Source organism: Polaromonas sp. P1_E12, assembly GCF_056405975.1.
This window is the reverse complement of record NZ_JBFUBB010000005.1, coordinates 127,946-141,512: the sequence shown is the minus strand read 5'-3', so window position 1 is coordinate 141,512 and position 13,567 is coordinate 127,946. Positions and strand designations below refer to the sequence as shown.

Annotated in this window: 14 protein-coding genes; 2 read left to right on the top strand and 12 right to left on the bottom strand. The window is 62.6% G+C overall.

Annotated features, from left to right (window positions below):
- Nucleotide 1: 1 nt before the first annotated feature.
- The 10 genes from AC1D13_RS15330 to AC1D13_RS15285 all read right to left on the bottom strand — a co-directional run bounded on the left by AC1D13_RS15330 (nt 2) and on the right by AC1D13_RS15285 (nt 8,566).
- Nucleotides 2-442, bottom strand: coding sequence for a response regulator (locus AC1D13_RS15330; RefSeq protein ID WP_348049366.1), 441 nt, complete (start codon nt 440-442; stop codon nt 2-4).
- 147 nt (nt 443-589) lie between these two features.
- Nucleotides 590-1,615, bottom strand: a complete 1,026-nt coding sequence (locus AC1D13_RS15325) for a M48 family metallopeptidase (RefSeq protein WP_477689819.1) — start codon at nt 1,613-1,615, stop codon at nt 590-592.
- 39 nt (nt 1,616-1,654) lie between these two features.
- Entirely contained in the window at nt 1,655-2,434 is a 780-nt protein-coding gene (locus tag AC1D13_RS15320) for a lysophospholipid acyltransferase family protein (RefSeq protein ID WP_477689818.1), read from the bottom strand.
- A gap of 118 nt (nt 2,435-2,552) precedes the next feature.
- Nucleotides 2,553-3,125, bottom strand: coding sequence for a D-glycero-beta-D-manno-heptose 1,7-bisphosphate 7-phosphatase (gene gmhB / locus AC1D13_RS15315; protein ID WP_457282820.1), 573 nt, complete (start codon nt 3,123-3,125; stop codon nt 2,553-2,555).
- Nucleotides 3,126-3,178: 53 nt separating this feature from the next.
- A complete protein-coding gene (locus tag AC1D13_RS15310) occupies nt 3,179-3,631 on the bottom strand; it encodes a hypothetical protein (protein WP_457282819.1) in 453 nt (150 codons plus the stop codon).
- 5 nt (nt 3,632-3,636) lie between these two features.
- A complete protein-coding gene (gene glyS / locus AC1D13_RS15305) occupies nt 3,637-5,742 on the bottom strand; it encodes a glycine--tRNA ligase subunit beta (RefSeq protein WP_477689817.1) in 2,106 nt (701 codons plus the stop codon).
- Nucleotides 5,739-6,272 (bottom strand): metal-dependent hydrolase, encoded by a 534-nt coding sequence (locus AC1D13_RS15300; RefSeq protein WP_477666843.1) that lies wholly within the window; start codon nt 6,270-6,272, stop codon nt 5,739-5,741. The genes glyS and AC1D13_RS15300 overlap by 4 nt, the downstream gene beginning before the upstream one ends.
- An 11-nt stretch (nt 6,273-6,283) precedes the next feature.
- Complete coding sequence (locus AC1D13_RS15295; protein WP_477666844.1) at nt 6,284-6,583, bottom strand: antibiotic biosynthesis monooxygenase family protein; 300 nt, start codon at nt 6,581-6,583, stop codon at nt 6,284-6,286.
- Nucleotides 6,583-7,503 (bottom strand): glycine--tRNA ligase subunit alpha, encoded by a 921-nt coding sequence (gene glyQ / locus AC1D13_RS15290; protein ID WP_348049382.1) that lies wholly within the window; start codon nt 7,501-7,503, stop codon nt 6,583-6,585. The genes AC1D13_RS15295 and glyQ overlap by 1 nt, the downstream gene beginning before the upstream one ends.
- Before the next feature lie 82 nt (nt 7,504-7,585).
- Complete coding sequence (locus tag AC1D13_RS15285) at nt 7,586-8,566, bottom strand: LysR family transcriptional regulator (RefSeq protein ID WP_457282877.1); 981 nt, start codon at nt 8,564-8,566, stop codon at nt 7,586-7,588.
- 146 nt (nt 8,567-8,712) lie between these two features.
- On the opposite strand from AC1D13_RS15285, the gene AC1D13_RS15280 reads away from it, so the two are divergent.
- Entirely contained in the window at nt 8,713-9,486 is a 774-nt protein-coding gene (locus AC1D13_RS15280; RefSeq protein WP_457282814.1) for an SDR family oxidoreductase, read from the top strand.
- Nucleotides 9,487-9,571: 85 nt separating this feature from the next.
- On the opposite strand, the gene AC1D13_RS15275 is transcribed toward AC1D13_RS15280, so the two are convergent.
- Nucleotides 9,572-10,627: an asparaginase gene (locus AC1D13_RS15275; RefSeq protein WP_457282876.1), complete on the bottom strand. Its 1,056-nt coding sequence runs from the start codon at nt 10,625-10,627 to the stop codon at nt 9,572-9,574.
- A 265-nt stretch (nt 10,628-10,892) separates the two neighbouring features.
- On the opposite strand from AC1D13_RS15275, the gene AC1D13_RS15270 reads away from it, so the two are divergent.
- On the top strand, nt 10,893-11,801 hold the full coding sequence (locus AC1D13_RS15270; RefSeq protein WP_457282813.1) for a LysR family transcriptional regulator: 909 nt from the start codon (nt 10,893-10,895) through the stop codon (nt 11,799-11,801).
- A gap of 133 nt (nt 11,802-11,934) precedes the next feature.
- Here the strand turns inward: AC1D13_RS15270 and lnt are convergent, their stop codons facing one another.
- Complete coding sequence (gene lnt, locus AC1D13_RS15265) at nt 11,935-13,545, bottom strand: apolipoprotein N-acyltransferase (protein WP_457282812.1); 1,611 nt, start codon at nt 13,543-13,545, stop codon at nt 11,935-11,937.
- Nucleotides 13,546-13,567: the final 22 nt, after the last annotated feature.

Sequence of the window (13,567 nt, the reverse complement as noted above, 5' to 3'; positions counted from 1 at the left end):
GTCAGCCGGCCGCGATGGATTCATTGACGCCCAGCCAGTACGCCTGCAGGCGGTTGAGCTTTTCGGTCAGCCCCCCAAAATCGACGGGTTTACGGACAAACCCGTTGGCCCCGCTCTGGTAACACGCCACGATGTCGGACCGCTCGCTGGAAGATGTCAGCATGACGACCGGCACCAGCGCGGTCAGGGGATTGGCCCGCACGCTGCGCAGTACGTCCAGGCCGGACAGCTTGGGCAGCTTCATGTCGAGCAGGATGAAAGCCGGCTGCCTTTGCGTGTCGCGCCCCGCATGGGCACCCTGGCCGAATAGAAAGTCCAGCGCCTGCACACCGTCCCGGGCGACGGCAATCTCGGCTGTGACGCCCTGCTCCTCCAGCGTCAGCACGGTCAGTTCCAGGTGGTCCGGGTTGTCTTCAACTACAAGTATGAGTTTGTCGTTCATGTGGACTTCAGGTGCGCGGAGTCAATCCCTGTCGTTTTCTGGTTTTTGGTGTTTTCTCATATTACCAAGTAAAGAAACGCCGCAGTACTGTGATTTGTACCCCCTTTGACGTCGCTCAACGGACGTGCAAAACGCAGCAGCGCCGGCCTACCAGCGGGGAATTGCTTCGTCCTTGAGCTGGCCGCGCAGCTCGGCGTAGTCGGGCACCACCGCGCGCACGGTGTCCCAAAAACGCGGGCTGTGGTCCATGACACGCAGATGGCTCAATTCATGAACCACCACGTAGTCGATCACCGACTGCTTGAAATGGATCAAGCGCCAGTTCAGCCGGATGGAGCCATCCGCGCTGGCGCTGCCCCAGCGGGTGCCGGCGCTGGAAAGGCTGAGCTTGTGCCACTGCACGCCCAGGTGCGGCGCGAAATGGTTGAGCCGCTCGGTAAAGATGCGCTTGGCCTGGCGCATCAGCCAGGCCTGCACGGCGTCGCGGATCTGCTCGGGCGTGGCATGGTGGGGCAGGCCCACGTGCAGCGTCAGCTGCGCCACACCGGGCAAGGTGCCGTTGGACGCATCGTCGTTGCCCTGCAACAAGACTTCGGCAGCCGCGGTGCCGGTTTTGAGTTCGGCGCCGACGCCGCCGAAAGCGTGCCGCGGATCGATCACCACGATGACCTGGTCACCCAGGAAAGGCAGCGTGGTGCCGTCCTTCCAGTCAATGCGTGCGGACTCCAGGCGCTCATGGCGCGCGCGGGTTTCCTGCAGCTTGGCCAGTATCCAGCCGGATTTTTCCAGCACCGCCTTGTCGATTTCATACAACGGCACCCATTTGGGCGCGCTCACCGTGAGGCCGTCGGCGCCGGCAGAAAAGCCGATGGTCTTGCGTTTGCTGCGGCGGAACTCATAAGCCACCAAAATGCCGTCCAGCACGGTCTCACGGGTGGCGCGCGGATGGCGGAAGGTGGCGGGTGCCAGCGCCTGCTGCAAGGTTTGGGCGGGTAGTTGCGGCCCCACGAACTCACCATTCGCTATGTTTTCGATAGCTGTCGGCGCAGTATTTATGGGGGCTACAGGCATTTTTGGCCTGTTTTTTCTGGCTTTTGAGCCGCCGGGAACGCCAGCAAGCGGCGCCGGCGCGGAATCAAACAGGTCGAGCGTGAACTGAAGAAGCCGTTGCATCATGGCAGTTTAGCTTGACAGCATGGGCAGGCTGGCCGCTCAGGTATTGGGTACGACGGGTGTGGCGGGCGCGGCGACCACTTCACCGGCATAAGCCTCGGGGTCAAGGCGCCGCATTTCGGCTTCGATCCAGGTTTCCACCTCGCGCATCAACTCGTCGGGCTGCCGGCCGGTGCTGTCGATCGGCTTGCCGATGGAGATGTCAACGATGCCCGGGGTTTTGATGAAGGCCTTGCGCGGCCAGCATTTGGCCGAGGTCACGGCAATCGGGATCACGGGAGCGCCGGTTTCAATGGCCAGGCGCGTACCGCCGGATTTGTAAGTGCCCTTCTGGCCGCGCGGGATGCGCGTGCCTTCGGGGAACATGATGACCCAGGTTCCCTGCGCCATCAGGCGCTTGCCCTGCACCACGACCTTGTTGAAAGCCTGCGACCGCTGGCTCCGGTCGATGTGGATCATGTCCATGCGCGCCATGGCCCAGCCGAAGAACGGCACGTAGAGCAGCTCTTTCTTGAACACATAGGCCAGCGGGTGCGGCATCAGCGTGGGCATGCACAGGGTCTCCCAGGTGCTCTGGTGCTTGAGCAGCAGCACGGCTGCGCTGGTCTGGCCCGTGGGGAGGTTTTCCATGCCGGTCACCCGGTTCTTGATGCCCAGGATGAACGTACCGCCGCTGACCGCCACGCGCAGCCAGCCCGCGCACATCCAGTACATGGTGTTGCTGCTGACGAACACCGAGGCAATCACCACGAAAGTAGCCCAGGGGATCACCGTGATGGCCATCCACAGCAGGTGAAGAATTGATCGAATCAGGCGCATGTCAAGGTTTCCGGTATCAGGCAGGTTTTGGATGCTGGTGTACAGCAGTTTTCACGATGTTTTAAGGCTCTAACCCTTATCTGGTCAGCGCGGGCAGCTAGCATTTTTATAGCATCACCTACAAGGCAACTTGCAGGGGCCGGGCGCTGCGTTCCAGGATGAAATCGGCAAATGCCGATAAATCGGTGTGCAGCTGGGTGCCTTCGGGCAGGCCCTCGGGCCGCCCGCCGCTGCGGTAGCGCGCCGACTTGCCCGTCAGGACCAGGTGGGGCTCGCACCCGGCAGCCGCACCGGCCTGCAGGTCGCGCAAAGAATCCCCTGCGGTGGGCACGCCTTTGAGCGGCACGCCGAAACGCGCACCGATCTGCTCAAAAAGGCCAGGCAACGGCTTGCGGCAGGTGCAGCTTTCCTCAGGGGCATGCGGGCAGTAAAACACCGCATCGATGCGCCCGCCGACAGCGGCCAGCAGCTTGTGCATCTTGGCGTGCATGGCGTTGAGCGCCGCCACGTCGAAAAGGCCGCGCCCCAGCCCCGACTGGTTGGACGCGATCACGACGTGCCAGCCGGCGTGGTTCAGGCGCGCAATGGCCTCCAGCGAACCCGGCAGCGGCAACCATTCGTCCGGTGCCTTGACGAAGTCGTCGCTGTCGCTGTTGATGGTGCCGTCGCGGTCGAGGATGACGAGTTTCATGGTGAATAAGGCTGGTAGCTAGATAAACAGTACTTCATTTGTGATGCATCACTTCACTTTTTTTGCCCCGACGCAAGCGACGTTATTTGCCGGGCCATCCGCTTATCCGAATACAAGTACATCAGGGCCAGCAAATGAAAGCCCAGGCGCATCGGCAGTAAGGTAAGGTGCATCGCCAGTATGCGCGGATTGAACTGGGAAATCACCAGAGCCGAAATACCGGTTTCGATGACCAGACAGCCAACAATAAGTATCCAATAGTCCATGTTCGTCAGCGTGAAACGATAGGACTTGGCGCACTGCCAACTGGCCATCAATGCGCCAAACAAGGGCGCAACGTCAAAAATGGCACTCCCATAATCGAAACCAAACAACATCAGCGCCAGATACGCCAGCACATAAGCGAGGACCACTACGCCGGCGAACGTGCCAAGCACAAGCTCAAACCGCAGAGCCGGACGCACTTGCGCCATCTCAGGGTTATTTGGCGATTCTGGCGTCGTCATCGCTGTTACACCGCCAGGCGCGACAGGTCGGCCACTTTATTCATGGCCTGGTGCAGCGTCGCCAGCAGCCCGAGGCGGTTGGCGCGCAGCGCCGGGTCTTCGGCATTGACCATCACGCCGTCAAAGAACGCATCGACCGGCGCCTTGAGCGCGGCCAAGGCCTGCAACGAAGCAGCGTAGTCACCGGCGGCAAAAGCAGCTTCGGCTTTGGGGGCCACTGTTTTCAATGCATCCGCGAGGGATTTCTCGGCAGCTTCCTGCAGCAGCTCGGGTTTGACGGCTGCTTCAACCGTGCCTTCAGCCTTCTTCAGGATATTGCCGACGCGCTTGTTGGCCGCTGCCAGCGCAGGCGCTTCAGGCAGCGCGGCAAAGGCGCGCACAGCTGCCAGGCGTTTGGCCACATCGCCCAGGCGCTGGGGTTTGAGCGCCAGCACGGCATCGACTTCTTGCGCGCTGTAGCCCTGCTCGCGCAGGGAACCGGCGAGGCGGTCGTAGATGAAATCGACCAACGCGATGGACGCGTCCTGGATCTTGTCACCGAACACCGGCTGGGCGCCCTGAACCAGCTCAAGCAGGTCCAAAGGCAGGTCTTTCTCGACCAGCATGCGGATCACGCCCAGCGCATGGCGGCGCAGCGCGAACGGGTCCTTGTCGCCGGTCGGCAGATTGCCGATGCCGAACATGCCGACCAGCGTTTCCAGCTTGTCGGCCAGCGCGACGATGACGCCGACGGTGTTGCGCGGCAGTTCGTCGCCGGCAAAACGCGGCTTGTAGTGGTCCTCAATCGCGTCGGCCACATCGGCACTGAGACCGTCGTTGAGCGCGTAGTAGCGGCCCATGGTGCCTTGCAGTTCGGGGAATTCGCCCACCATGTCGGTCACCAGGTCGGTCTTGGCCAGTTCGGCAGCGCGCTGCACATCGGCCACATTGGCATTCAAACGATTGGCAATGGCCTCGGCAATGGCGCGTACGCGCTGCGTACGCTCACCCTGCGTGCCCAGCTTGTTGTGATACACCACCTTGCCCAGGCCTTCAACGCGCGAAGCCAGCGTCTTCTTGCGGTCCTGGTCGAAGAAGAATTTGGCATCCGCCAGGCGCGGGCGCACGACGCGCTCGTTGCCGCCAATCACGGCGCTGGCATCTGTTGGGCTGATATTGCTGACGACCAGAAACTTGTTGGTGAGCTTGCCCGAAGCATCGAGCAGCGGGAAGTACTTCTGGTTGGCCTTCATCGTGAGGATCAGGCATTCCTGCGGCACCCCGAGGAATTCTTTTTCGAATTCGCAAATCAACACATTGGGGCGCTCGACCAGCGCGGTCACTTCGTCGAGTAGCGCGTCGTCTTCAATCGCCCTGGCGCCACCGCCAACTTTGGCTGCGGCTGCAGCAAGCTGCTTGACGATTTCGGCTTTGCGCGCGGCAAAACTGGCGATCACCGCGCCGTCTTTTTGCAGGGTAGCGGCGTAGCTGTCGGCATCCTTGAGCACCACCGGGTCGACGGCCGCTTCAAAGCGGTGGCCGTGCGTGATGTTGCCGGCCTTCAGGCCCAAAGCCTCGATAGCGACCACCGAGCTGCCATGCAGCGCGACCAGGCCGTGCGCCGGGCGCACAAATTTCACATCGCTCCAGCCGTCGGCCAGCTGGTAGGTCATGACCTTGGGAATCGGCAATTTGGCAATGGCTTCGAGCAAGGCTTTCTGCAACCCCTCAACCAGCGTCGCGCCCTTGACGTTGCTGTCGTAAAACAGCGCCTCTGCCTTGCCATCGGGCGCGCGCTTGAGACCTGCAACCGCCGACGCATCGGCGCCCAGCGCCTGCAGCTTTTTGAGCAGCGCGGGTGTGGCATTGCCCGAAGCATCCAGCCCCACCGCCACCGGCATGAGTTTCTGCGAAACGGCCTTGTCGGCGGCCTGTGCGGCCACCGCCGTAACATGCGCGGCCAGACGGCGTGGAGAGGCAAATGCCGTGAGGACCGAATCTGCCGCCGTCAGGCCCTGGGCCTTGAGCTGCTCGAACAGCACGCCGGCAAAGGCATCGCCCAGCTTTTTGAGTGCCTTGGGCGGCAGCTCTTCGACAAACAGTTCAACAAGAAGGTTTTGGGAGGCGTTCATTGGTTTTTTCGGGAATGTCGGAGCGCAAAAATGGCCAGGGATGCAACCATCAGCGGCAGCCAGATGGTTTGGATCTCATTGAGCAACACGTCGGCGCCGCGTTGCGTGAAGAACCGGGAAAAGGAGACCGGCGACACCTCAACGGGCCGCCAGGGGCTGAAAAACCGCTGCTCGGAAAACGGCCAGTACAACGGAATGGCCACGCCGCCATTGGTCAGGGTGTCCAGCAGGGGATGCGAGAACGCGCAAAGCGCTATCCACGCATAGCCCTGCCATGGCGCCAGTTTCCAGTGCCGCGCCAGCCACCAGCCGATGAGGCCCACCACGAGCGCAAAGCCCAGGGTATGGGTAAAGCCGCGATGCCCCCAGATACCGCCGTAATGGATGCCGAGCTTGAAAGCGACTCCGTCAAAGTCGGGAAGGATGGCCGCGACCATGCCCGCCACCAGCATGGAAGGCGGTATGCGCTTGCTGCCCAGCGCCACTGCGGCTGCAACGGGAACGGCGATGTGGGAAAAGATGGTGGGCATCGGAGATCAGCTCACCGTCTTGGTGTGGCATCGGCGTAGTGCAACACCGTGGGAAACGGATCGTAAAAATGGTGAAGCAGCTTGCGCCACGCCTGGTAGGGCTCTGACTGGCGGAAACCCACGGTGTGGTCTTCCAGGGTGTTCCAGCGCACCAGCAGCATGTAGTGGTGGTCGTTTTCCAGGCAGCGCTGCAACTCGTGGCCCTGGTAGCCGCCCATTGACGCGATGATGGCCTGCGCCTGGGCAAAAGCCGCCTCGAAAGCGGACGCTTCGCCGGGCTTGACCTGCAACTGGGCGATTTCCAGAATCATCAGGCGGCTTTCTTCGCCATTTGCTCGACCCATTCACGCGGTGCCATCGGGAAGCCCAGGCGCTCGCGGCTTTCGTAATAGCTTTGCGCCACGGCTCGGGCGAGGTTGCGGATGCGGCCGATGTAGGCGGCGCGCTCGGTCACGCTGATGGCGCCGCGGGCGTCCAGCAGGTTGAAGCTGTGGGCAGCTTTCAGCACCTGCTCATAGGCCGGCAGGGCCAATTGCACATCGATCAGGTGCTTGGCCTGCTTTTCGTGCGCGGTGAAGGCGGTGAAGAGGAAATCGGCGTCGCTGTGTTCGAAGTTGTAGGTCGACTGCTCAACCTCGTTCTGTTTGTAGACGTCGCCGTAGCTGAGCTTTGAGCCATCAGGCCCTTCGGTCCAGGTCAGGTTGTAGACGTTGTCCACGCCTTGCAAATACATGGCCAGGCGTTCCAGGCCGTAGGTGATTTCGCCGGTGGCGGGTTTGCAGTCAATGCCGCCGACCTGCTGGAAGTAGGTGAACTGCGTGACTTCCATGCCGTTGAGCCAGACTTCCCAGCCCAGGCCCCAGGCGCCCAGCGTCGGATTTTCCCAATCGTCTTCGACAAAACGGATGTCGTTTTTCTTCAGGTCAAAGCCCAGCGCTTCCAGCGAGCCGAGGTAGAGCTCGAGGATGTTTGCGGGTGCGGGCTTCAAGACCACCTGGTACTGGTAGTAGTGCTGCAGGCGGTTGGGGTTCTCGCCGTAGCGGCCGTCCTTGGGGCGGCGGCTGGGCTGCACATAGGCGGCTTTCCAGGGCTCGGGGCCCAGCGCGCGCAGAAACGTCGCGGTGTGCGAAGTGCCTGCGCCGACTTCCATGTCGTAGGGCTGCAGCAGCGCGCAACCCTGGTCGGCCCAATAGGACTGCAGCTTCAAAATAATTTGCTGGAAAGTAAGCATAAGAGTGGAGTTTTGCCAAACGCGGGGGCACCTGGATTGCAGGCCCGGGGAGCGGCGCCTCAGGTGGCGGCCGCCAAGCCGGTCATTTTACGCGGCGGCGCGCGGGCGCCTTGGTAAGCGCCTTACCGGTCGGCATCACTGGCGGCATCTGGGTGGGCGGCACATACCAGCCGGGGCCGGTCTTGAAGGCCTCGACCAGAAAATCCACCATCACACGGACCTTGGCGCTCAGGTGCCGCCGGCTGGGGTACACCGCCAGCACATCGATTTCAGGCATGCGGTAGCCGGGAAGCAGGGGCACCAGCCGGCCTTCGCGCAGGTCTTCCCCGACCAGAAAGGCCGGCTGCCAGATGATGCCCAGCCCGGCCACGGCTGCTTCGCGGGCGGTATCGCCGTTGTTGGCGTGCATGATGTAGTTGACCTTGACCGCGTGCGGGCGGCCCTCGTTGTCGGTGAAGTGCCATTCGTTGGCGGTGGCGGCATAGGTGTAGCCCAGGCAGCTGTGGCCCGCGAGGTCGGCGGGCACGGCCGGGCGGCCGTGCTTTTTCAGATAGGCCGGCGCGGCACAGAGGATGTTGCAGGAAGTCGCGAGCTTGCGGGCTGCATGGGTGGCCGGCCCCGTGCGCGAGATGCGTATGGCGAGGTCGTAGCCTTCTTCCACGATGTCCACCACGCGGTCGCTGAGGGCAATGTCGAGTTCCACCTCGGGATAGCTTTGCATGAAGCGCGGCCACAGCGGCGCCAGGTGACGGATGCCAAAGCTCACAGGCGCATTGATGCGCAGGCGCCCGCGCGGCTGCAGGGTTGCCGACGAGGCCAGCGCCTCCGCGTCGGCAACCTCTTCAAGAATCGACTTGCTGCGCTCATACAGCGCTTCGCCGCTTTCGGTGAGCGAGAGCTTGCGGGAGCTGCGGTTGAGCAGGCGCGTGCCGAGGTGGGCTTCCAGCTCATTGATATAGCGGGTGACGTTGGCCGGCGAGGTGTCCAGCGCATCGGCCGCACGCGTGAAACTGCCGCGGCCCACCACGGTGACAAACATCTCAAACGCACGCAGCCGGTCCATTTCAATCCCAATCATTCATAAAAGATGAATGATTAAATCAGTTTTACGGCCTTCTTCCAATAGAAGATGAAACTTACATTGGACTCATCGGCAGGCAGGAAGCCCACCGAACCAGGAACCCCCTACCCAAGACAAAGGAAATCGACATGACCACGCAAACCACTTCATTCACACCCCGCTTCGCCAACAAGACCGTGCTGGTCACGGGTGGCAACAGCGGCATCGGCCTGGCCACCGCCTTGCAATTCGCCGGGCAAGGCGCGCGGGTCGTCATCACCGGCCGGGACCAGGTGTCACTGGACCAAGCCAAAGCCCAACTGGGCACAGGCGCCATCGCCCTGCGCAACGACGCAGGCGCCAGCGGCTCGGCCAAGGCACTGGCCAGCGCATTGGCCGCCGAAGGCATCACGCTGGACGCCGTGTTCATCAATGCCGGCCTGGCCAAATTCGCCCCGCTGGAAAGCGTGGACGAAGCACTCTGGGACGACACCTTCAACGTCAACGTGAAAGGCGCGTTCTTTGCGATCCAGGCGCTGTCGCCGCTGCTGAACACGGGCGCCGCCATCATCCTGAACGGCTCGATCAATGCCCATATCGGCATGCCCAACTCCAGCGTCTATGCCGCCAGCAAGGCGGCGCTGATTTCGCTGGCAAAAACGCTGTCAGGTGAACTGGTCGCGCGCGGCATCCGCGTCAATGTGGTGAGCCCCGGCCCGGTTACGACGCCGCTGTACGGCAAGCTTGGCGTGCCCGCAGACCAGCTCGGTGCGCTGGCCGCCAGCATCCAGGCGCAAGTCCCGATCAAGCGCTTCGGCACGCCCGATGAAGTGGCGAGCGCCGTGGTGTATTTGTCATCGCCCGAAGCGGCTTTTATTGTCGGCACCGAGCTGATCGTCGACGGCGGCATGAGCCAGCTGTAAGCACTTCCCGCGTACGCCGCGAGAACGAAAAAGGGCGATGCCGCTGCCGGCATCGCCCTTTTCTTCCTGTTGTAACTGCGTGAACTCAGTACTGCCAGAAGATGCGCTGCAGTTCCTTGCTGTCAATGTTCTTCGTCAAGGCCACGGCGGCCAGGATGCGGGCCTTTTGCGGGTTCAGGTCATGCGCGACCACCCAGTCGTACTTGTCGTCAGGCTGCTCGGCGTTGCGCAGCACAAAGCCTTCGGGCACACGCGAGGAGCGCACCACCTGGATGCCTTTGGCGCGAACTTCCTGCAGCGCGGGAACCACACGGTCGGCCACGGAACCGTTGCCGGTACCGCCGTGGATCAGGGCCTTGATGCCGGTCTTGCCGACGGAGTCCACCGCGGAGCGCGGCACGTTGCCATAACCATAGACAATGTCGACCGGCGCCAGCGCTTCGAAATCATCAATGTTGAATTCGGACTGCGCGGTGTGGCGCTTCACAGGGGCACGGAACCAGTAATTCTGGCCTTCTACCACCATGCCCAGCGGGCCCCACTGGCTCTTGAAGGCCTCAGTCTTGATGTTGATGGTTTTGGTGACATCACGGCCGCTCTGGAGTTCGTCATTCATGGTGACCAGCACGCCTTTGCCGGCGGCGTCCTTGCTGGCGGCCACGCTCACGGCGTTGAAAAGGTTGAGCGCACCGTCGGCCGACAGCGCCGTACCTGGGCGCATGGAACCGACCACCACGATGGGCTTGCTGGTGCGGATCACGAGGTTCAGGAAGTAGGCGGTTTCTTCCAGGGTGTCGGTACCGTGGGTGACCACGATGCCGTCCACGTCGGACTGCTTGACCAGCGCCGAGATGCGCTTGCCCAATTTCATCAGGTTGTCGTTGGTGAAACTTTCGGAAGCAATTTGCGAGACCTGCTCGCCCTTGACATTGGCCACGTTGGCCAGCTCGGGCAGGCCAGCCAGCAACTTGTCGACCGGCACCTTGGCGGCGGCATAAGTCGCGCTGTTCAGGGCCGAAGCGCCGGCGCCGGCAATGGTGCCGCCGGTGGCCAGGATCACGACGTTGGGTTTGGCGGTGGTTTGCGCCAGTGCGGGCGCGCCGAGCGAGGTAAATGCCACCAGGCCAAGCGCGGCGCCCATGTGACGAAATGTTGAGGCTATTTGCATGTATGTCTCCAAGGAAATGGAATTTGTCTGATTTTTTGCGCACAGCGAGCAAAACAAGCGGTTTCACCAGCCTGTGCGGCGATTTCCCCAGCCTTGCGGCCAAAGGTGGCTCATCGTAGCGACGCTGGCAGCCCCCAGCGATGCATAATGTAACGAGGGGTATGACTAAAACTCACACCCCTCAGCAGCATGGCCCCATGCATCTCCGTCGACCCGGCAGCGACATACCCGCAGCGACATGAACCTCAGGCAACTTGAAGTCTTCCAGGCGGTGATGCAGACCGGCAACATGAGCGCCGCGGCGCGGCTGATCTGCATCACGCCCTCGGCCGTCAGCAAGACGATTGCACACACGGAATTGCAACTGGGCTACAAGCTTTTTACCCGCGGCAAGGGCACGCTGGCCCCCACGCCCGAAGCGCGCGTGCTGTTTGAAGAGTCTTCGCAAATCCACCAGAAGCTGGACGGGCTCAAGCGCATTGCCGTCAACCTGCGGCAGTCGGCCGGCGGCCAGGTGCGGCTTGCGGCCATTCCGTCCGTCAGCCATGAGTTTTTGCCGCTGGTGCTGGAAAGGCACATGGCGCGCTACCCGCGCGTTCGCGTCGAGGTGCGCACGCTGCACCAGGACCAGATGGTGCAGGCACTGCTGACGCGCAGCGTGGACTTTGCCCTTGGTTTTTATGAACACCCGCACCCGTTGCTGACCAGCTCGACGCTGGTGAGCGGCCCGCTCTACCTGGCCGTCACGCGCGACATCTGGCAGCGGGCCGTGAAGGCAAGGCGCCAGAACCCGATGTCTTTCCTGGCCAGCATGCCGCTGATCCGCCTGGTGGGTGAGGATCCGATGTGCCAGTCGATCGACGACCTGGCGCGCCACCTGGGCCTGACCGCCCCTGAAGGGTTGCAGGTGCACACCTCGCGGCTGGCGCTGGAGCTGGTCAAGCGCGGCATGGGCTGGACGGTGGTGGACTTCCTGACGGCCAGCAACCTGGACCCGCAATCATTGACAGCGGTGCCGCTGCATGATTTTGCCCAGGCGCCGCTCCAGATGTATTTTGCGAGCAGCACACCGCCGGGTCAGGATGCGATTCGGATGTTAGAAATGCTGCCGGAGCTACTGCACGGCGTGATGGCTGCAACGCACTGAACACAGCCGACTCACCGCGGCTCCTCCAAGCCAGCAGGAGCCGCGGAACCGGCTTTGCCGGGCCGCTGGCACCGTCCCCTGCAAGGGGAAAAGGGGCTACACGCAGTGAGCCCCGATAGGGGTGTGCCCTGTCCTACCGACGGCGTCGGAACGCGAGCGCCAGGCCGGCCACGCCCAGCCCGAAGCCCCACAGCGGCCAGAGGCCGTAGCGGGACACCCACTGGGCATACGGTGTGATGCCGTTGCGGCCCTGGACGTCGCCGTTCAGCACGCCGCGCGTGTGGCGTTCCAGCGAATGCGTGACTTTGCCCTGGTGGTCGATGATGACTGTGGCGCCGGTGTTGGTGGCACGAATCATCGGTCGGCTGAATTCCAGCGCGCGCATGCGCGAAATTTGCAGGTGCTGGTCAATCGCCACGGTGTTGCCGAACCAGGCGATGTTACTGACATTGACAAAAATCGTCGGGGCGAGCGCAGGATCGATGAAGCGTGCGCCCAGCTCTTCGCCAAAAAGGTCTTCGTAGCAGATGTTGGGCGCCAGCCGCTGGCCTTTCCATTCGAAGGAAGCCTGCCCGACCGCACCCCGGTTGAAGTCGCCCAGCGGGATGTGCATCATGTCGATAAACCACCTGAAACCCGTCGGTATGAACTCGCCGAACGGCACCAGGTGATGCTTGTCGAAACGGTATGGCTCTGCTTGCCCGGGCTTGAAGCCCAGCACAGAGTTGGCGTACCCGGCCTGGGAGCTGCCAATCGGCAGGCCGATCAATGCCGCCTGGTTGCCGGCGGCAAACCTTGCCTGCAGCGCTTGCCAATAGCCTTCCGGCAATTGCTGGGGCAGCACGGGGATGGCGGTTTCAGGCGCCACCACCAGCGGCGCTTTCGCATCGCGCAGCTGCTGGCCGTACCAGCGCAGCGCTGTGGCCACGCCTGTGCCGGGCTGGAATTTTTCGTTCTGGGGAATGTTTCCCTGCAGCAGCGTAACGCCCAGCGCCTCGGCGGGCTGGACCGGGGCATCGCCGGGCCAGGCGCTTTGCACCGGCAGGTAACCCGCCACTATGCAGACAACCAGGATGCCGGTCACGTTGAGCCATTGCACATGGGATGAGCGCAGGGTCATGGCCAGCCATGCTGCAACCAGCGCGGCCAGGAAAGTCAGCCCATGCACGCCCACCCACGCGGCCAGTGGCCTGGCCCAGCCGTCGACGTGGGCATAGCCGCCCTCGCCCCAGGGAAAGCCGGTAAAGAACTCGACCCGGGCCAGCTCCGCCAGCAGCCAGAGAGCTGCAAACACTGCGGCGCGTGGCAGCCTGCGTCTGGGCGCCAGCTTCACGAAAAATGCGCTGGCCGCTGCGTAGTAAAGCGACAGGAAGGCGGCAAGCAGCACAATGGCCAGCACGGTCAGTGACGCGGCCAGCCCGCCGTAGTAGTGCATGGAAATGAACAGCCACCAGAAGGTGCTGCACAACATCGCCGTGCCGAAAAGGCCGCCCATCCACGCGGCACGTTTCCAGGAGCGGCAGCTGTCAAGTTGCGCGGCAAACAGGAAAAGCGCCAGCAGTTGCAGCCACCACAGCGGCTGGCCCTGTGCAAAACCAAAATCAAAAGGCCAGGCCATGCTTGCTGCATGGGTGCAACCAGCTATCAAAATAATAGCAACCTGGAACGGGGAAATGCCTTTGCGCGGCGGCGGGTTGCGTGCGTGCTCAAGCAGCGCAGGCAAGGTCGGGAGATGGGACATCATGCTTTGAATCGAATCCCGTCCC